Origin of the sequence: Kordia algicida OT-1 (assembly GCF_000154725.1) — a bacterium.
In the GTDB taxonomy this organism is placed as follows: domain Bacteria; phylum Bacteroidota; class Bacteroidia; order Flavobacteriales; family Flavobacteriaceae; genus Kordia; species Kordia algicida.
Window position 1 is genome coordinate 816,763 of record NZ_DS544873.1, and the last position, 19,502, is coordinate 836,264.

Genomic DNA, 19,502 nt, shown 5'->3' on the forward strand with positions numbered 1-19,502 from the left:
TATGGAACAGATAGAACACAGAGCATTTTTAAAGAAAAACAAAACTGACAAGAAGTTACTGCTTACAGCCATTCAGGACAAGATAAAGATCTTTGACAAAATGTATGACTTGTTAGAGCGCATTACACCTTGCGGGAAGGGGAGTTTGATCGGACAGCTTGAAAAGTACGATGAAGAGATCATGAAGGATATCTACAATGTATATGGCGATGCCATTTCAAACAATGAACTAAGCGAAGACTTCAAAGCAAAAAACGAAAAGCCAAAAAAAGTTGTGGCTAAAGCAAAGGTCAATTCGGATGAATTCATCATAGATCAATTGGTGGAGCTTGGTCAGACAGAAGATATAGGACGTTCCACGCTTATGGATCTAGGACTAAAAACACCCCTTGAATGGAATACGATCATTGGAAAATATCTTATCAAAAGGATCAGTGTTTTTAAATATCGTTACAATATTTTGATCCGTGGCGAAGTAGCCTAGGCGTAAAAACATCAGCAAACTTTGCCAAAAAAAGCACCAAACAAAAGCGAAATCTTTCCCAAAGACTATCTAAAAAAGAACAAAAAGTACCCAAAAGGTACTTTTTGTAGTTTGGTGGAAACAAAAAACAATAGCTTTATTAGGGATGAAACCAGAGGAATTCAATTATCGAGATCTGCAAGATCATATCGAAGTGATGATCGGTAAGTTCGGGTTGCAAAATTCGGTGAAATTCTTGGGTAGTATCATAGACCATACCGATATCGCATCGAGCGAGGATGAGCGTGTCAAGCAGTTAATTAAGCTTACCATATCAAAAAGCATTGAAGTCTTCAATCTTAAAAAAGCTACATTTTACAAGAGCAATTTAAGTGAATATAAGGATGCACGAATGGCATGCTACTATATCATCAATAAATACACGCAGATCAGTTTGGGCAAGATCGCAGAAGTTTTCAACGTAAAAAGGCGTTCGGTAGAGTACTTTGAGCAAAAATGCAAAGAAATGCTTTCCATTCCAAGTTTTTACCCTACTTACCTACAAAGACACAGAGCAATAGAAGATCATATTATCAAATACATTTCAACACTTAATTAAAAACTCATGGCAGAAGACAATCACATTAAAGAAGAAGTACAACAAGCTCTTTCCACAGGTACAGATCAGATTCAGCTTGAAACCATTCAAGATGAGCATACCAGTCCACTTAATTCACCTGTGATCGAAAAAGATATAGGAGGAGAGTCTTTGGCAGAGGCTCGATCGACAGGCGATAATTGGAACATATGGAAGCCTGAGAAAGAGGAAACAGTATCAGAGCTGGATGATCAGGTGGATTACAGAAAGCAGGTAGAAGATCAGATCGAAAGGGAAAAACAAAACGAGCCACTAGATGCACCTACTCAAGAGATCAATGAAGAATATTTAGGCTCAGAGCAAGAAGAACAAGCAAACGATACCGCTTTTGAAATACCACTCTCACAGGCAAATCAAACCGCAGATGCCTTGCTTGGAATCACCAACAATGTGCTAAGGGCGGGTGGAAGTTTCTTTGTAAAAGTTAAAAAGCACGAAGAATTTTATGAATTTGGTGAAATTGTCGAGGTCATCGACACTCAAAATGAAAAGAATGTTGAGCGAATTCTATTAGACAGCGAAGACAAAGAATTACTACGTCCATTGCTTTCACAGGTAATTCGTAAAAAAGCCAAACAACTTACCCCTGAACAACAACTCATGGGCGCAGTAGCTTCGATCATGATCAAAAAAGGACAAACGATCATGGAGATCCGTAGTGAGAATAAAAATTTAGAAAATCGTTTGTTAACAATTATCAAAGAGCAAAAACAAGCATCTGAACAAAACAAGGCTTCCAATGATTACCAAGAGGATTTTAATGCACCTGAAGCATCAGAGATCGTACAGGAAGTATCGGAGCAGGAATTAGATAAAGATGATAACAAGCATAAGATTGTTACAGAGAGTAAAGTAGCTGAAAACAGTATCATGGAATATGCAGAACCAACAGAGGATAAATAGGCTAGTTTAGAATATGAAAGCAATCAAAAAAGCATCAGAGCGCCAACCAATGATCATGCTTGTGTGCGGAGAAACAGGCGTTGGGAAAACCTACCGAAATAAACAGGAAATAAAACGTTATATGATGGATAATCTCATTGCAGGTAAAAAGGGGCGTAAAGTACTTGCTTTTGATACCAATGATGATGATTATCCTAATTTTGTTACGGTCAGTCCTAATCATTTGCATAAGCTTACCAAAGTATCGCCGCGGCGCATTCGTCCGTTTAATCCTGACAGCTCTCCTATGGATAACAATGATAAAAAAGAGGTCATCACTAAAATTATGAAGTCCTTTAAAAATGGCTTGGTGGTATTGGATGATATTGACCATTATATGTCAGGAGCTAAAGGGCAGGCTATGATCGGCGCATTGTGTACGGTTCGTCATAAGGGTATTGATATTCTTTTAACACATCAATCCGTAGCGAAGATCACAACTTCTGAGTGGCAAAATTGTACATGGCTTAGGTTGCATCATCAGGTGGATGATGTGACCCGATATCGTGACCGTATTCCCAAATATGAAATGGTTCGTATTGCACAGCTTATCGTAGATGAGCAGTATGAATTGTCCTCATCTGCCTTTGCTAGAGGAGTGATTACAGAGCAGCAATACAAAGTACAAAAAAGCTTTTTTGTGTATGTCAACATGCGTGAGCAACGTATTAAGGGATGCAGTAGAAGTGCCTTTATTCGCGCTTGTAAAAAATTCATTGACCAAGAGGAAAGCAAAAAAATACGGATGATGTTGGGTGAAGAAGATTTTAAAAACAACAAGATCTATAAAACCAAAAACGAAGCGATCATCAAATTGATAACTGATAAACTTCGCTATCATGATAATTAAATACCTAAAATAAGATCATTTCATTGTTTAATATCTTTATATTTCTTTTCTTACAAAAGGCTTTGTTTTTCGGTTTAAAAGACTTAATTTACCGATGAATTACATTTTTTAACAAAAATAGTGGTGTTATCTGCCTAGTATATTTATTGAAATTAGAATAATTAGGGGGATTACACTTATGAAAAATACGGGAAAACCCTCGATTTTTTAAAGTTTCAATAATTTTTACAATATGATGTAAAAAACTTACAAAAATTATAATTACATTGCTACATCAAATAACCAAAAATCATGAAAAAAAGTAACGTATTAATCTTATTGTTGTTATTATTTGTTGGCATAACAAGTTGTAATGATGATATTTCTTCCATAGAAGAAGATAATCTAAAGTATTCCTTAATTTCTCCTAACAATGTTAGAATCGCTAAATCTGAAAATGATCTAAATCTTAAAATTACCAAGGGGAAAGGAAAAATATTGGACGTTTCTTATATAGAAACAGACAAAAATTCTGTTGTAGCTATAATAGACTACAATATCAATAATCAAGATTTTAAAATTGTATTAGCTAGTGGTATCGAGAATTTTAGATTTCCAACAGATGCAATCTTAAAATTTGGTCAATTCACAGATGATATTAGTAAGACCAATGAGAATGATGATGTCTTTATCTCATGTATGGGAAATAGCTGTTGTGCACCAGGAGGAACATATGATCCAGCAACAAAGCAGTTTAATTTCCATTGTAGGTGTGAAGATGGAAGTAATTCAGGTTGTATAATGAGAGTTAGTAGTAAAGTACCAGAACTCAAAGATCAATAAAGCAGTAGATAGGAATATAAAAAAGTGGCTTCAAATTTATTTGAAGCCACTTTTTTATTGCCTATTTTAAAAATCATATTCTAATTAAAGAAAGGTTATTTTTGAAATTCTTTCCTTGGGTATTTCTTCTTTATAATCAGTTTTTAGATTCTTTAAAATTATACTTTGCTTACTTCTAATTAGAAGTAAGCCTTCGGTTACCGCTTGTTTGTTATCGGCTTTTCGATACTCAATTTTTATTGGAATTTCACCTCCATATCCAATGATCCTTAGAAAATTTTTGTATACGGATTGATTGAAAAAAGAAATAGTAAGTGTAGAGGTAAAAACTAAAGTTATGATCAGCGTAAAAACTTTTATTTTTTTCTCAGAATTGATTACATAATTTAAGAGAAAATAAGTAATTAGGAAAAGGATCAATAAAATAATCCTAACATTCAAGTCTGATATTTTTCTTTTAGCTTCAAGCTCAGCTAGTTTTTTCTTCTGAGTAAAATTAGTATATGCTATGTTATCTTCTAAGTTTATTTGTAGTCTATCAATGATCTTATAAGTTTCTCCTTGTTTGTTTACAATCACGAGTGTATCACTAAACTGTAAAAAACTGTTTGGATTTTTTTGATGTTGCTTTTTTAGGTATTTAGAAATTTTCTCATTGTGTTCTAACTTGATCTTCTGTAAGCTATCATTGATAGTGTTTAGAACTACATACTTTTCTTTATTGATCTTCTCATAACTATTAGCCGATATAACAATTAATGTGAGAATCAATAATGATACTAGATACAATTGAACCCATAAAATTTTCTTTTCATTTGATCTAAACCACTTATTAAACAAATATGCAAGTAACTTGAATAATAAGTATAAGATTACTGTACAGAGTAATGAAACAATTATAATTCCAAAGGAAACCAAACCAATCGCCAAATTGATGTATTCTACCCCTTCAATAGGAACTCTAAAACCTTGCCTTATGGCATGATAGTATAAAGCATAAGTGTTTAAGAATCTAATGGTAGAACCACCTGCCACAGCACCGATCAGAGAAGATAATATAACTCTTTTCCAAACAGGCAATGCCCAAAACCAAATTTTGACAGATTCATATTTATTTTTAATGGATTGAATAAAATTTGAATTATTAGACATTTGAAACTATTTAAAGTTATTATTTGATTTAGGATATGTAAGAAGCTTGTACTTTTTTTATGACCCTCAAGGCAAGGTATGTACAAAAGATATTGTTGTTATTGTGCTAAATTCAGTGAATAACAAGAGCTTTTATTCTAAACAGAGCCTTTTTATTTTTTTATAAAAATATGAAAAAAGCTACATGTGTGTGCTGTTTTTTTTGTAAAAAAAAGAAATGATCGGGAATGAAAACTATGATCATTCCCCCATTTAGAGGACAGATATTATGCTAAGTTAAGTTAATAAATATATCAAGCTCCTTGTTTATTTTTGATTTTCGGTTCTTTGATGCCTTCTTTTGCTGCTGTAATAGTTATAAGATAAGTATTGTCAGTACATTATCAAGGAAGGTAATTTTCATTAATTGAATTAATCTGACAACTTTTTACCTCTAATTCACTATTAATAATCATTGTCATCGTTAAAGGAACTAAAAATTGAGTACTAGCTAACATTACCCATTTATTCCAATCAGCATTAACAATAGTTACATTGTTACGATCTTCAAGTGCATACCAATAATTGCTTTTTTCTAAAAAGAAATCAATCTCTGAATTTACTTCAAATGAAATATCTACTACATATTCTGAAGCATTTAATTTTTTAACAGAAATTATTTCAATATCAAAATCTTCGTAAATGCCACTTATAGTTGGCTCACTATTTTCATAGTCAAACAGTACATCATACTTAAATAATTCAGAACCGACATAATTCTCATATAAAAAATCAATTACCTGAGAATTTATATCAAATTCTAAAGGCTCATTGTTTTTAAGTTTCTTTTCAAAACTAAATGATTGTTCAAAGAATAATTTTCCCATTTTTTTATTAAAATCGTTTAAGCTTTGGTAGATAATAACAGAGTTAGGGGCAAAAAGATCGTCTTCAAGTTCTGATATTAAATCGGAATGTAATCTTAAATCGGAATGTAATCTTAAATCTTTAGATGCAAAATCTCTATGGTTACCTGTGACAAATACCAACTCTAATTCACTTACTGCGCTATCATAATCTGTAAGAAGTGTCTTTATATTTTCCCATATCAAACAATCTCGGTATCCTTTTTCATTCTCATTAAAAGGTTTTAATTTTTTAATGGCTTTGTTTGCTATAAACTGATGATCTGTTTTCGGATATTCAATAATTAAGATTTTATTTTCTTTAATTATGTAATTTATATACTCTGAATATTTAGATATCGATGCTTTTAAAATTTCATTATCAAGTGGATTATCAATTTCAAAATTTGTTAGTTTACAGAATGTTTTTATTTCAGAATTGACTTTTACAAATGAACTCTCGATCTGCTTTTGATACTTATTGATAACTTCATCAATTACAACTTTAGGAAGGTAAATAATAACTTCTTCTTTTTTTGCGCTTTCAAAAAGCATTTTAAAATTAGGCGATCTCATCCAAAAATCTGCGATAATAATATTTGAGTCGAGTACAACTTTCATTTTATAAATTAGTAAATTGAGATTAGGTGTTTGAAAAGTTCAGTCTGATATCCCAAACTTTCTTCTTTATAAGCTTCCATTTTTTTGTTAACATTATCGGTGGTCGAATCTATTTGATTTTGATAATGTTTTAATTTTTCAATATTTTCAGATTTATAGGTAGGTATTAATTCTATTTTTAAGTCATCGTAGGTGATTAAAATTAGAGAGTTATCAATAATATTATGATTTTTTATAATTGAAAATAATGGATCAAGTTTATATAAATTACCATTTTCATAATAAGGGTAATTTTGCATAACAGGATAAAATACCCACAGCGAATAACCATTTCTCACCGCTGCTATTTCTACAGAATGAATTAGATAGTGTTCTAATTTCCAAAGTCCACTCTTAAACGACTTATAATCAGTATTTATCTTGCGTAAAAGTCTAATTTCACCTTCAAAAAACTCCTTCGTTCTAAAAATGTCATTAATAATATTTACTAATCGGATTAGTGGAACTGTAATCATATTTCCATAGACTATACTAAAATCGGGATGAGCATTCATATTTCTCATTTTTCTTCCCCAATTCAAATTTTCTCTAAATGAGTTGTTATAACCAACACTAATTTCTTGAATAAGTGTATTCAAGGTTTTTTCCCTATCATTTGAATTTTTTAAATCTATATTTAAAATTCTTGCCTTAGCTTTTACAGCCATTTCAAAAATGCGTGTCAATCTTGAAAAAGCATCACCATAGGCGGGATAGTGATAATAGCTAAGTTGTTGAAGTTTTTCAAAATTAATAAGTTCATTTTCTATATTTTCTGGAACGTCCTTGTGAGTATTTTTTAAAACGACAAACAAATTATGAAAATCTGCTTCATTTTTTGCTCCGAAAAAATCCCATCTTGAATCAGGATTTTTAAAAGGCTTAATATTTTCGATTGACTCAGTTATTTCCTCGTTTTTTATGGACTCATAATTTTCACTCAACAAGGTTAACCGATCTAATGAATTATTAAGATGTTTCAAAAAACTTAATTGATTTTTTACAATAGGTAAATTTTCATTGTAAACATCAATAGGACTTTGTCCATTCAAGCCTTCAGGATACCTAGTGGTATTACTATGTTGAACTGTCAAAATCGAACAATACTTAAAAGTACTAGAAACATATAGCAGTTTTATAACTTTTCTATTCAAATTAGTAACTGAATCTTGATAATCATTAAACTTATCTTTATCATTTAAGGTATCTATCAAAATATCAGCTTGTTTATTAGCATTTTCAGTTCTAAATTTTTTAAGAAATACAATTTGATCTTTGAGATTTTGCTTAACAAGATCAGGAAAGTTATGAGGAATTTCAATTTTTATTTCTCTGAATTGTTCTAAAACTTCAAGCATTTGAGTAAGTTGATCTTCTTCAAATTCAAAGGAATTTGTTTTTTTAAATCCATCAATAAATTTTAATGCTTTGTTCAAGTTATTTTCATATTCCTCAATATTCTTCTTATCTAATAAAGAACTATTAAATAGCATGTTTGTCTTGTGTTCAAAATCTTTTAAAAAATCAATTTTATTTTTTTCCGAAACTATATTTTTTCTTAGCGGCTTAAATTGATTATGACTGATTTTTTTTAGTTGATTTTCTTGTAGAGATCCATCAAATAACCAGTATGCTTTATTTGCTTTTTCAGAAGCTTGTTGAAAATGAAAATATGATTGACTGTAAAAACCATTCTCTAATAAAATTTTTGAAGATTCAATATCACTTTTAGCAATGTTGATCCATTTTTTTACTTCATTCATTTTTTTATTCAGTTATCATCGTTAAGAATTTCCTTTGTAAAATTGGAGATTATTAATAAAAGTTCTCTAATGGGTAATTAATCATGTAATCACTTTTTTAATGCGAAATAAAATTCGCACATAAATTTATACTTTCTTTCAATCATAGAAAAATTCTTCCCCTTATTTATTGGTCAATTGATATTCTATATAAGCAAGATTTCTATGTAAAAAACTTGTTTTACTTATGACTAGAGTTATTTCTGTTTAAAGATCAATTATTAGAATTTGAAATCTTACCCTCATTTTTTGATGACTTAGACGTTATCCTTATGAGTGTTTATAGGCGTTTTGGGCGTTTTGTGTAGTACACAAAATTTTACAAATGTTTTTCCAGCTTTAAATGTAATCTTCGTAGAGAACAAAGTAAAAAGGTTTTAGAGAACCTTCGCCAATAATCAAAATTTAAAACAAAAAAGGACATGGCAAACAATTCAGATATCGCATGGAAGCCAATCATGTATATGGTGGGAACAGGCGTTGCAGGAATTCTAATAGGAACGCTAATCGTAGCACCGATGCTTCAAAAGCGAAAAGCAAAAAAGCTAGCAGCAAGTAAAACACCCACGCCCGCTAAAAAATAGTATTTAGAGATACTACCCTTAGCAATTTAAAAAAATCAATTAACGTACTGTTTTGTAGAAACAGTCATTTTAAAAACAAAATATTATGAGTTACGAAGATGAACTTATGCGTTATCAAGAAGCGGCTGAAGATCAGTACGATGATTATGATAGCGATGAGATCTATGACGAGGAAGATGACTTCGATACAGGATTTGAAGGCATGGACGATGACTATGTTGGTTATGACGATGAGTATGAAGAAGAATTTGATCTCTATGAAGATGAGGAAGAATTTGACGACTACTCTCGTTCAAGCCTAGGAAAAATTGATCCAAACGACAGAACCTTAACCGTTGTTGTTAAAAATACTTCAGGAGCATCGGCAGAAGCCGTAATCTTTGGCGGTAATGCAGAAAAAGCACAACCCGCAGGTGTTACGGTAGATATCGAGGAATCCTCACACAAGGAAGTACGAGAGGAAAGCAAGAGCAATCCTTTTAAAATTGCGGGAATGAAATACTCGGTTAGTAATGCCTTACAATTCGATAATGTTTTACGAATTGATCGTAGAACCGCTTCGGGATCAAAGACTACCCGTGTGTACCAACCAAGAAATGCGACTTCTCCGCAGAACTTTACCCAAACACTTATCGACGATGACAACTTTGAAATGGACGTTACAGGACAAGACTCTCTCAACGTTGTTATTGGGGATGGAGTAACGGCTGTCTTTACCTTCACAATCAAAGCAAGAGCAAACTTAGGCAACCTGTTAAAAGGAAGCAATGTGGCAGAGTTGTCCAGCGCTCCAAGAACCACAGGTTTACCCCAATTGGATTTGATCCGAAGAAAAAGACCAACGGCGTACGGTATGCGTCCTAGACGTAGACGTGTAAGACGCTATCGTCCACGTGTTGCCCCTCCAAGAGTTCGCTATGTACGTCCAAAGCCAGCAAGAAAACCCACGACCAAGTTGGTTAGACGTAAAAAGCGATAAACACAACAAGAGCACCTTGTTAGTTAGTCTTTAAAGATAGCCAGAGTCAAGGTATAAGTTAGCCTTTCTCTGGCTATCATTTTACATAAAAAATATGAACACACAAACACTTTCAAAATTAGCACAGAATCGTATCGACTATATTGTGTATCACAATATTGATAAGGTTTCAGAATTATTGGATAGTTATGGTTTTGTTGTTCCTGAAAATCCAAAACATCTAGCAGAAGCCATACGTGAGCTGGTACGCAAGCGAGGTCGCAAAGTAATAAAACAACTCATCAGATTGCATCCTGATAAGGAAACAATTTTAAAGCTCAATAGCATACCCGTTAAAAGCGTATGTGAATCCTGTGAAAATGACGCATATAATGATGCTCAAAACACATGCGAATCTTGTGGGTATTCAAAAAACAATGACTCAGAGGATCAGTATAATTTCTTAGATCAATTCGAGAATTACACCATTGCTGAATTGCAAAATTATTACGATCGCATCCTAAAGGAGTCCAATAAGAATCCAAATGAGAAAAAATTAGCACAAGAGGTGCAACTTGTTTGGAATGAACTGCGAACAAGAAAAGCCATTGCCAAAAAACAAACTGTATCTACGCCTGTGTCGGGGGAACTCCGATTTGCCCCTACCAAAGAAGATCTAATCATTGTAGGGGTGGTATTTATTGCAGGAATCATCATTGGTAACGGATTAAATTTTACATCAAAATAATGAATAAACAGCAGATTTTATACAATAGAGCCATTGACAACTTGACCTATTTGGTATTGAATTACTCAAAACCTGTTCAGGAGTTGTTAGCCTATCATCACGTTTTTTTCAAAGGGAATCCCTCAAAAGAGCAACTTATTAACGAAGTGGTAGAGCAGATCAAGTTAGGAAACAAGCAATTTATAAGTTCCCTTGAAAAGCTAATGATTCGATTTTCTAAGCAGGAAAACGATCAATTTTGGGGAGCGATCGCCAAAGGTGCGCTTGGAATCGTAGGTGGATTACTCGGCAAGAAAAAAAGGCGTAGCTCATCAGGAGCTAGTTCGGCTAATGCTGCGGCACAAGCCAATGCTGCAAAAAGAGATATGGAGCGTCGCCTTAGAGAAATGCAAGCACAACAAGAGCGTGAACGTAGAGAAGCAGAAAGGCGTGCAAGAGAAGCGGAAGCACGTAGAGTCAGGGAAGCCAAAGAAGCTAGAGAAAGAGCTGAAGCCGAGAAAAAGAAGATGAACATGATCATGGGTATCGGTGCTGGAGTGGTCGTTATTGGCGTGATCCTAGTAATTGCACTTAAACCTAAAACGCAAGCACCTCCTTACAGGCAGTATCCACCAATGCCACAGGTCAGTAGCGTGCAAATGCCACAATAATAGATACGACACTAAACTGAAATTAGAGCATACAAGGTTTTAATTCAGTATAAAATAACGAGAATGATACGCCTTTTTACAAAAGTTGATATAGGTTTCAAATCAGTAATTGGGTAAATGTACAATCAAATTTTAGCTACGCACTATGATAGATCCACTAGCAAGCACACAGATAGAAGAGTATGATGAGTATAACAGAAAGCAATTTCGTGGCATAAAAAAACGAAGATTTGGCAGAAGAAGACCGCCTGTTCGCTCTGATCCTAATGGTTTTCCGATTGCAGTAAAAATACCGAGCAAAAGGCAACCTAAAATTGTCAAAGGTCGTCCTACTAAATTGCCGCCACTAACAGGCTTTAAAAAAAGCAACAATACAGGAGTTGTAAAACCTAGTATATTGGTTAGAAATGCTTCTATAAACAATAAAAAAGCATCAAATCCTACAAGAAAAATAGGGATTGCGAAACTTATGAAACAAACGGGTGCAGTAAAACAAGCATCGCCACAAGTTTCCACGGATAAAACACAAGTTCCCGCTACAAACAAGCAAAGTAAAGAAGCTTTAGATAAAGGGAAACAATCAGATACTAGGGTTGGAAAGATCGTCAAGATTGTCACGGGTATAGCGATCATTGGACTGGCAAGTTTTGGAATATACAAGTATGTTCAATACCGCAAAAAAATAAAAATAGGACTAAAAAAATCAGCATAAATGATCTCAGGGGAAACACTAAATCTTGTTGAAGATCATCTTCTACGAGATGATTACGACGATTTTTTTGGAAGCAAAAAAAAGCGTGCCGAGCGAAAAGCTAAACGAAAAGCCAAACGACTGGCAAGACGTTTAAAACGAAATTCTTCCGCCAAAGTTCAAGAGCGAAAACAAAAGCGGAGTAAATTTTTCAAAGATGTAGGACAGATCTACAAAGACATAGGTGGTGCAACTGCCATAGGTGGTGTTATTGACGCCATAGTACTACCCAAAGATACACAAACTGCGGACATATCTAATGAGGAAGGTTCTGATTATCAGTTTTCAGTTGGCAGTACTGATGACCAAGCAGCACAAGAAAAGCAGGAGCAAAAAAAGGGAATTCCAACATTTATCTATGTCATAGGTGGGATCGTTTTAGTTGGGGTGGTCGGACTGTTGATCGTGCAAAACAACAAAGCAAAACAAGTACAAACATTTAATCCATGATCACAACGATTCCCTCAAATCATGAGCGTTTTAGAATTCGCCTGACCATTCTATCGAAAAGACCATTTCATTTAGGGATCAGGTTGTACAACCCATTGTACCCCAACTCGTACTATTTCAGGCGCAAAGCATTCTTTAAAGAATCAGGTGTAGTGCGTGAATTTATCGTTTCTATGCCTGTATCTCCAAAAAGTTTAGAAATGGAGATCTATGACAAGAATAGTTCCAATGATAAGAGTTTTGAAATTCAAGCGGTTCGTGTAGAAAAAATGCCTGAGATCAAAATGTGGGCAACCGATCAGCAATATCAATTTTTTGAATTTGCGGTTAACTTTTCGGAAAAAGCGGGATACGTTTCTCCAGGGTTTTATCAGAGTAGTGATGGTGAATTTTTATTTCAATACTTACCCACGATCACGGATGCTTTTGGAAATGAACTGATCACCCCCGCTAGAACACATCGGAAAATGCCACGTGTTCAAATATCTCGGAAATTATTTCTTGGATATACCATACCGATCCGTGTTGCCATTCTTGCACATGAGGGATGCCATTGGTTTTTAAATACACGAAGTCAGACCACGGCAGATCTATGCGGTATAAAGCAATACTTGGATTATGGTTTTCCAACTATTGAAGCGGTATATGCGGTAACGAAGGTATTTGGTAATACCCCTGAAATGGTGGGTAGGTCACAAATAAGTAGAACAAAACAGGTTATTAATTTCATTGAAAATTATAAAGCAAATGAGCAAGCAACTATATAATTGGTATGACAGGAATGAGCGTTTACGATCATTCTACAAGGAATTGTTGGAAGAAAATCAGGTTGCTCAGATCACAGTTACCAATTGCAGCGCACAACAACGAGAGATCACCTTATGGGGAGCAAACAAATGCGCTCCCATAGCTGATCCTTTATATGGTAGTGAACAAGTAAAATTGGAAGCAGATGTTGATCGGGATTCTTATGAGGTGATCTACAACCCTGTAAATGACCTATTCTATGTGATCAATTATAGGGATGATACCATTACAGTAGTTGATGATCAGGCACAAGTTGTACAAACCATTGCCTTACATACTGATGTGATCCTAACGGTCAACCCTATAAGTATGGTGGTAAATACCAATCCCAATAGTGCTGAATATGGTTGTGTAGCCATTGTGGGAACAAGTGGAAAAGAGTTCATTGTCGTGGATCTGACCTTTACAGTCTTGCGTCGCATACAACTTGTAAATGAGCCATACGATCTAGGATATGATCCTGTTTTAGATTGCTACTATATATCCGAACCATTTAGGAATCTGATCCTAAAGATCACCACCTTAGATGATCAGATCATTGAGCATTTAACTATTGAGGGGTTGCGAAATATTGGTATCAATACTGATAATGGTGATCTCTATGTGCATAACGTGGTCAATAATGATGTGGAAGTCTACAATACAGCAGGAAATAAAAGAGGGTGGTTTGAAAGGGTCACCACTAATGAAAATCATGTTTCGTTTTATTACCACCCTATAAGTAAGTACATGTACATTGGTTATGATACCCTTAATTCAGTCTTGGTGGCAGATGGACAAACCCTAGCGGTTCAAACAACGCTCAACACAGGGAGTTCCCCTATTGATATTCACTACAATCCACAAGATACCTATATCTATGTGGCTAATCAAACAGATCAAGACTTTACACGAATTGATGAAGATCTTCAAGTGGTTGATACCCTAGCGATCGTAGCTTTTGACCGAAGCTTTGCGATCAGTTCCAAAAATGGCGCAATTGCGCTCAACAATTCAACCCTACAACAGCTCTTTATCTACACCCGTGTTTCAAAATTATTAGTAAAGGTCAATCAGGATTATGAACAAATTCGACAGGATTTCAAATACAATCCTATGATCATCACGCACATGAAAGTAGTGGCTTCAACTAATCAGCGTATCAATACCTTACAGATCATAGAAACCTCTATCTCAGGCAAGCAGCTATGCGAACCTATATCACTAGGGGGCTATCACTCTCCGCAGGGATTTGGAAACGTATCTGAAGTATTTGAAATGGAAGGACAGATCGTGGATGGACGTGTTTGTTGGCGCTTTAAGATCAATCCCGATCAACAAGTCACATTTTTGATCTACTACAAGCAATTAGAGATGTACAATTTCTTACCTGAGAAGTCGAGCGTTTCCACAGGTGTAGCGCAAAGTAAAGGAATTCCAAAAGCTTGGAAAAAGGAACATTAAAACAAAGAGCAGTATGAAAACAGTATTAGAAATAGCATTAAGCCAATATGGCGTTAGAGAAAAAAAAGGAAAACTGCACAATCCTATTATTGTCAATTACTTCAAAGAGATTGGACACAGGTGGGTTACAACGGACGAAACGGCTTGGTGTAGTGCCTTTATGAACTGGGTAGCACTCAAGGCAGGAAAACAAAAAAGCGGAAAATTAAATGCACGTTCATGGCTTTTAGTAGGCAGACAAGTAACCACCCCACAACAAGGTGATGTGGTGGTACTATGGCGAGAGCGAAAGCATAGTTGGAAAGGTCATGTGGGGGTATTCATAGGGTATTCAGAAGATCAAAAACAGATCTATGTGCTTGGAGGGAATCAAAATAACCAAGTGAATATTCAGCAATATCCCGCATACAGATTACTTGGTTTTAGAGAATTAGCAAACGCTTAAATAAAAAAATAAACAGATGAAAGAAATAGATTATTTGATCATTCACAGTACAAATACTTCCGAAGCATTGGACTTTGGCAAAGATGTGATCATAAAAAAGCACACCGAAGAAAAGCGCAATGGTGGTTTAGGTCTTAATCGACCAGGGTTTGACTATCTAATACCATTTAACGGAAGTTTACAAGTGATCATAGGAGAGGACAACCCAACCCAAACGGATATTTGGGGGATCTCTAATGGAATTCAAAACTTGACAGGCATTGCAAAACATATTGCTTATGTAGGGGGGAGAACCCTTAAAGAAGCATGGGAAAAAGATACCCGTACCGATGCGCAAAAAAATACACTTGAAACCCTTGTAAAATTCTATGTATTGCGTTTTCCAAACATTTTAGTTCTAGGCTTTAATGAAGTGCCAACAAAAATTACAGAGGATAGTCCCGCCTTTAGTGTAGGGGATTGGCTTGACTCAATTGGAATTCCTGAAAAAAACATATATAACAAACCAAGGTCAAAAGTATGAGAACACTATTGACGCTTGCTGTTGGATTTTGGATCGCTAGAGAACTATCATCGCAGTATCATAGACGATCATTTCTAAAGACTCAATCAAGGCAAAAGCGTCGTTTGGAAACCTTTTTAAAAAAACAAGGCTTTAAAGAATCAGAGGTAGTATCACACACCCGATCAATTTTCAATATATAGTTTATGGCAATTCAAATTCAAGTAGAAGATCAAGTATTTCTTATTCCTGAAGCAGAGGACACCTGTGATTTTTGGACAAGTTATTACAGGCAACTCAAAAAAAAGCTAGGAAAACACAATGCCAAAATGATCTGGCTAGTGACATGGAAGTCGAACGGATCAACTTTTTGCAGTACAAGTCCAACCTTTAACAAATGGCTTAAAACAAATGACTTAAATGTATCTAATATGGCAACACGAACCATTGCAGACCTATCGGGAATTGGTGGAAGCATATTAGGATTTGGAAAGAACATGACAAAGATCTTATCCCTAGGGATTCCAATACTCTTAATTGTAGTGCTGATAGGGATTGTCATCATGCTTAGAAACTCTACAAAGAATGCCACTATAAAAGATCTAGCGATGTTAACTCCCGCAGGACAGGCGGCAAAATTACTAGGCAAATGAAAAAGAACATCTTGATCATATCGGGAGCTGGAGTGGTGGTGTTACTTATAGGGAGTGTGATCATAGGTAGACGCACTAAAAAACGAGAACGACTCACTAGCAAATTACTTTCAGCACTAAGTGCTAGGATCGAACCAATAAAAAGTGGTATCGGCGGTCAGAATGCTTTTGACATTCATTATTTGGATAAGGTTAGTCAAGTAGTAGGCGGGCGTATCCTAGCTTTAAAGGAAAGTACGGCAACTCATTATGCGAATCAAATAAAAAGTTCTTTTAAAGCTTGGTATCAGGGTGGGGATGATGAGCAGAAAGTATATGGTGTGTTTAGGCAACTCAAAGACAAAGTACAAGTATCACAAGTGGTCAAAGCGTATCAAGAGGAGTATTCAAAAAATTTAATTGATGTACTGAAAGATCGTTTTGGGAAAGAGGAGATCAAGACCGTATTAGATATAGTGAATACAAAACCAAATTACAGAACTGCATAAGGTATGAAAATGACACAAAGAACATGGTGGATGATCGGTGGTGGGACACTTCTTTTAGGAGGTATTGGCGGAATCATCTATTTCAAAAATAAAGGAAAACAGAGTGCGTTAGGCTACTCGATCGATCCTACCCGATCAAACATAGGAAGTGGTATTAAAGTAAATACAGTTGCCACAGCTTCGCTAAAACAAGAACCGAATTGGAACAAACCCTTTAACATGAACTATTTGGAAGATGTTAAAAAATGGGTATATCCCAAAAAGATTGCTGTTTTAAATAGATCAACGGCAACACACCTTGTAAAAACACTTCACAATGCTAGGGGAACTTTCAATGATGATGAATATGCTGTGCGTGATGTATTCAAGAAATTACAAAGCAAAACCGATGTAGCAAGCCTATCCAAAGCGTATTATGAGAACCATAACCATAAAGATCTATGGCAACATCTAAATAGTTTTTTAAGTCATTCAGAAATGAAACAGTACGTGTGGCAATACATAAACCGATTACCTAATTATAAATTAACGTAAAAACAGACAAGCACATGAAAAAACAAATGCAAATAGCACCTTCATTCTTGGCAAAGCATAAAACCCCATTGATTATCGGGAGTATCGTCTTTGTCGTTGCAGGTATAGGAATTACCTACTATGTGATGAGCAAAAAGAAGAAAAAGCAAAGCCAAGAAAAATCAGGAATAGCTCAGTCAACAGCAAACATTGCTGTTTCTCCATCGAGATACACCCCACCATTTACTTCTTCAGGCACAAAAACGACAATCCCTGTACAGGCAAGTTCAAGTAAAATCGTAGTCAAATATGGTAGTCGAGGTAGTTTAGTAAGGATCTTACAACGCTACTTAAAGATGTTACATGAAGACTTAGGAAAGACAGGAGCAAAGCGTGATGGGGTTGATGGAGCATTCGGCCCAAAGACTGCAAAAGCGGCAAAGAGAAAATTAGGTAAAACGGTTTTCACTACCACAGATATCGAAAAAATGAAAAAAGCATTAAAAACACTAGGAAAATAATGGAATCGATCAGTTTAGGAAAACGACTTTTAGTGGCAGGCGGAATTTTGGTATGTGGATACATCGCCTATTGTATACTAAGAAATAGAGAAGAAGAACTCAAGCAACAAGAAGAAACCCAAGACGCTGACTTTATTGTCATTGTAGAGAATGATAGGGTAGAAGATCTTAAAAAAGATCAAAGTAAGGGGACACCTTTAAAAAAGGCTACCGATTCTAAAGCGGAAAAAGCTACTACACCCCTTAGTGTTATAAAAAATAGACCAATGAAAAAGACTGTTTCAAAAACACAGGGTCAAGATGTTAAAATAGAGGATAATGCAAAGCTCATTTGCTCGAAGCCACTTAAAATTGAGAATTCAATTAAAAAAGAACTCAAAGTAGAATCAGAACCGAAAGTGCTATCACCTGTCCATGATATTGAGGTGGAACAGCCTATTGAAGTAATAACAAAAACACAAGAAAAAGCGGCAAATGATGACTTTCCCTTACAACTAGGAAGTAAAGGAAAACGTGTATGGAACTTAAAGGTGTACATGCTAAAAAATCATGGTGCTAGCGGTATTGTAACGGATCAGTATGATGCCTTAACCGTAGAACATGTAAAGCGCTATTTAAAAGTTGATACTGTTACAAAGCAGCTCTACACACAATTAAATATGGAAGGCAAACCAAAAAAGAAAAGAAATGCCACAAAAAAGAAGTATTAAAGATCTGATCGATGGACTTGTTGACAAGGATGGCTTGAAAACAGAAGTGACCATTACACTAACAAATCAAACATTGCTGAAAGTGATCATCGCCTTGTTACTTAGTGGAATTGCCATAATTGTGATAGCCAACTTAGTAAAAAACGTTGTTCCTGATCATCAATTAACCGCTATAAAAGCAGAAATACAAACGATCCGATCACATTTAAAAATAAAAACATAGAACACATGAGAGAGATCATCACACAATTATCTGATTATATAAATAGCCTTGATTGGGCATACATATTTACGTTTATCTTAATCTGTTACGGATGCAATTCTGAATATATAACAGGATTGTTTTACAAAATTTTCAGGTTCAAAATTGCCACACGGTATCGTGTGCTACTCATTGGAGTCCTCTATGGTATTACGGTCTACTTTATCAGAGATTATTCAATTGGCGATGTTGAAGTTTTATTGCAATCCTTTGTATTCGCCCTTGTATTCCACAAGCTTCTTATTCAAAAAGTGATTCGCTACTTTTTTCAGATAAAACAACCAAAGCCTACAAAGTATGAAAATTAGAACATTCATTATTTCTATTGTAACTATTGTAACTATTGTAGCTGTCACTATCGGTTTACTTCACTATTTCAATTTGAGTGGGAGTGAAGATCACAATCAAACGATCATTGAACTTGAGAGAGAAAATCTAAGGCTTGAGCATGAGAATGCAGAGCTAGATTCACTCATACTCAAACGGCAAAGGACAAACGATAGTTTACAAGATCAGATCAATGAAAATCAGCAAATCATTCAAAATCTACATTATGAGATCAAAGAAAAAATCAATGCTATCGATCGTATGTCTAATATGGAGCTTTACCTGTATTTCTCAAACATTAGCACCGATCAGAAAAACCATAGGGAGTGAATCCTATTTTTGTTTCACCATTGAGCAATCAAGGTTCATTGCTAAGAAGTTTGAATATAGTATCTATCAGGACACCTTGATCAGTTTATTTGAAATTGATATTACAAGATACAATCGCTTATTAAAC

At 34.8% G+C, this 19,502-nt stretch carries 26 protein-coding genes; 23 read left to right on the forward strand and 3 right to left on the reverse strand.

Going from position 1 to position 19,502, the window contains the following annotated elements:
• The first annotated feature begins 1 nt into the window (after position 1).
• From KAOT1_RS03645 to KAOT1_RS03665, 5 genes are all read left to right on the forward strand, one after another.
• The gene (locus KAOT1_RS03645; RefSeq protein WP_007093349.1) at positions 2 to 484 is read left to right on the forward strand and encodes a hypothetical protein; all 483 of its coding nucleotides are present in this window, start codon (positions 2 to 4) and stop codon (positions 482 to 484) included.
• 226 nt (positions 485 to 710) lie between these two features.
• A complete protein-coding gene (locus KAOT1_RS03650) occupies positions 711 to 1,082 on the forward strand; it encodes a hypothetical protein (RefSeq protein WP_238528727.1) in 372 nt (123 codons plus the stop codon).
• Between the two features lie 6 nt (positions 1,083 to 1,088).
• Positions 1,089 to 2,024, forward strand: coding sequence for a hypothetical protein (locus tag KAOT1_RS03655; protein ID WP_007093351.1), 936 nt, complete (start codon positions 1,089 to 1,091; stop codon positions 2,022 to 2,024).
• Positions 2,025 to 2,037: 13 nt separating this feature from the next.
• Positions 2,038 to 2,913 carry a zonular occludens toxin domain-containing protein gene (locus tag KAOT1_RS03660; RefSeq protein ID WP_007093352.1) on the forward strand — a complete coding sequence of 292 codons (876 nt, stop codon included), beginning with the start codon at positions 2,038 to 2,040 and terminating at the stop codon, positions 2,911 to 2,913.
• A gap of 291 nt (positions 2,914 to 3,204) precedes the next feature.
• On the forward strand, positions 3,205 to 3,735 hold the full coding sequence (locus KAOT1_RS03665; RefSeq protein WP_007093353.1) for a hypothetical protein: 531 nt from the start codon (positions 3,205 to 3,207) through the stop codon (positions 3,733 to 3,735).
• Between the two features lie 84 nt (positions 3,736 to 3,819).
• Here KAOT1_RS03665 and KAOT1_RS03670 read toward each other — a convergent pair whose 3' ends face one another.
• The 3 genes from KAOT1_RS03670 to KAOT1_RS03680 all read right to left on the reverse strand — a co-directional run bounded on the left by KAOT1_RS03670 (position 3,820) and on the right by KAOT1_RS03680 (position 8,194).
• Positions 3,820 to 4,887, reverse strand: coding sequence for a hypothetical protein (locus tag KAOT1_RS03670; RefSeq protein ID WP_007093354.1), 1,068 nt, complete (start codon positions 4,885 to 4,887; stop codon positions 3,820 to 3,822).
• A gap of 383 nt (positions 4,888 to 5,270) precedes the next feature.
• A complete protein-coding gene (locus KAOT1_RS03675; protein ID WP_007093355.1) occupies positions 5,271 to 6,392 on the reverse strand; it encodes a PIN domain-containing protein in 1,122 nt (373 codons plus the stop codon).
• 8 nt (positions 6,393 to 6,400) lie between these two features.
• Positions 6,401 to 8,194, reverse strand: a complete 1,794-nt coding sequence (locus tag KAOT1_RS03680; protein WP_007093356.1) for a HEPN domain-containing protein — start codon at positions 8,192 to 8,194, stop codon at positions 6,401 to 6,403.
• Between the two features lie 461 nt (positions 8,195 to 8,655).
• Between KAOT1_RS03680 and KAOT1_RS23305 the strand changes: the two genes are divergently transcribed.
• From KAOT1_RS23305 to KAOT1_RS03765, 18 genes are all read left to right on the forward strand, one after another.
• Positions 8,656 to 8,817 carry a hypothetical protein gene (locus tag KAOT1_RS23305; protein WP_007093357.1) on the forward strand — a complete coding sequence of 54 codons (162 nt, stop codon included), beginning with the start codon at positions 8,656 to 8,658 and terminating at the stop codon, positions 8,815 to 8,817.
• A gap of 85 nt (positions 8,818 to 8,902) precedes the next feature.
• Entirely contained in the window at positions 8,903 to 9,796 is an 894-nt protein-coding gene (locus KAOT1_RS03685) for a hypothetical protein (protein WP_007093358.1), read from the forward strand.
• 94 nt (positions 9,797 to 9,890) lie between these two features.
• Positions 9,891 to 10,523 carry a hypothetical protein gene (locus KAOT1_RS03690; RefSeq protein ID WP_007093359.1) on the forward strand — a complete coding sequence of 211 codons (633 nt, stop codon included), beginning with the start codon at positions 9,891 to 9,893 and terminating at the stop codon, positions 10,521 to 10,523.
• Positions 10,523 to 11,173, forward strand: a complete 651-nt coding sequence (locus tag KAOT1_RS03695; RefSeq protein WP_007093360.1) for a hypothetical protein — start codon at positions 10,523 to 10,525, stop codon at positions 11,171 to 11,173. Before KAOT1_RS03690 ends, KAOT1_RS03695 begins: the two co-directional genes overlap by 1 nt.
• 145 nt (positions 11,174 to 11,318) lie before the next feature.
• Positions 11,319 to 11,885, forward strand: a complete 567-nt coding sequence (locus KAOT1_RS03700) for a hypothetical protein (protein WP_007093361.1) — start codon at positions 11,319 to 11,321, stop codon at positions 11,883 to 11,885.
• Entirely contained in the window at positions 11,886 to 12,374 is a 489-nt protein-coding gene (locus KAOT1_RS03705) for a hypothetical protein (protein WP_007093362.1), read from the forward strand.
• Complete coding sequence (locus tag KAOT1_RS03710) at positions 12,371 to 13,141, forward strand: hypothetical protein (RefSeq protein ID WP_040559304.1); 771 nt, start codon at positions 12,371 to 12,373, stop codon at positions 13,139 to 13,141. Before KAOT1_RS03705 ends, KAOT1_RS03710 begins: the two co-directional genes overlap by 4 nt.
• Positions 13,122 to 14,624: a YncE family protein gene (locus tag KAOT1_RS03715; RefSeq protein ID WP_007093364.1), complete on the forward strand. Its 1,503-nt coding sequence runs from the start codon at positions 13,122 to 13,124 to the stop codon at positions 14,622 to 14,624. The genes KAOT1_RS03710 and KAOT1_RS03715 overlap by 20 nt, the downstream gene beginning before the upstream one ends.
• A 13-nt stretch (positions 14,625 to 14,637) precedes the next feature.
• Positions 14,638 to 15,069, forward strand: coding sequence for a TIGR02594 family protein (locus KAOT1_RS03720; protein WP_007093365.1), 432 nt, complete (start codon positions 14,638 to 14,640; stop codon positions 15,067 to 15,069).
• Between the two features lie 16 nt (positions 15,070 to 15,085).
• Positions 15,086 to 15,592 carry a hypothetical protein gene (locus tag KAOT1_RS03725; RefSeq protein ID WP_007093366.1) on the forward strand — a complete coding sequence of 169 codons (507 nt, stop codon included), beginning with the start codon at positions 15,086 to 15,088 and terminating at the stop codon, positions 15,590 to 15,592.
• A 185-nt stretch (positions 15,593 to 15,777) separates the two neighbouring features.
• Positions 15,778 to 16,224: a hypothetical protein gene (locus tag KAOT1_RS03730; RefSeq protein ID WP_007093367.1), complete on the forward strand. Its 447-nt coding sequence runs from the start codon at positions 15,778 to 15,780 to the stop codon at positions 16,222 to 16,224.
• Positions 16,221 to 16,712, forward strand: a complete 492-nt coding sequence (locus KAOT1_RS03735; RefSeq protein WP_007093368.1) for a hypothetical protein — start codon at positions 16,221 to 16,223, stop codon at positions 16,710 to 16,712. Before KAOT1_RS03730 ends, KAOT1_RS03735 begins: the two co-directional genes overlap by 4 nt.
• A gap of 9 nt (positions 16,713 to 16,721) precedes the next feature.
• Complete coding sequence (locus KAOT1_RS03740) at positions 16,722 to 17,246, forward strand: hypothetical protein (RefSeq protein WP_238528681.1); 525 nt, start codon at positions 16,722 to 16,724, stop codon at positions 17,244 to 17,246.
• 14 nt (positions 17,247 to 17,260) lie between these two features.
• Positions 17,261 to 17,746, forward strand: coding sequence for a peptidoglycan-binding domain-containing protein (locus tag KAOT1_RS03745; protein ID WP_007093370.1), 486 nt, complete (start codon positions 17,261 to 17,263; stop codon positions 17,744 to 17,746).
• Positions 17,746 to 18,456 (forward strand): hypothetical protein, encoded by a 711-nt coding sequence (locus KAOT1_RS03750; RefSeq protein ID WP_007093371.1) that lies wholly within the window; start codon positions 17,746 to 17,748, stop codon positions 18,454 to 18,456. Before KAOT1_RS03745 ends, KAOT1_RS03750 begins: the two co-directional genes overlap by 1 nt.
• Positions 18,434 to 18,679 (forward strand): hypothetical protein, encoded by a 246-nt coding sequence (locus tag KAOT1_RS03755; protein ID WP_007093372.1) that lies wholly within the window; start codon positions 18,434 to 18,436, stop codon positions 18,677 to 18,679. The genes KAOT1_RS03750 and KAOT1_RS03755 overlap by 23 nt, the downstream gene beginning before the upstream one ends.
• A 5-nt stretch (positions 18,680 to 18,684) precedes the next feature.
• A complete protein-coding gene (locus KAOT1_RS03760; RefSeq protein ID WP_007093373.1) occupies positions 18,685 to 19,026 on the forward strand; it encodes a hypothetical protein in 342 nt (113 codons plus the stop codon).
• Positions 19,016 to 19,375: a hypothetical protein gene (locus KAOT1_RS03765; protein WP_007093374.1), complete on the forward strand. Its 360-nt coding sequence runs from the start codon at positions 19,016 to 19,018 to the stop codon at positions 19,373 to 19,375. The genes KAOT1_RS03760 and KAOT1_RS03765 overlap by 11 nt, the downstream gene beginning before the upstream one ends.
• Positions 19,376 to 19,502: the final 127 nt, after the last annotated feature.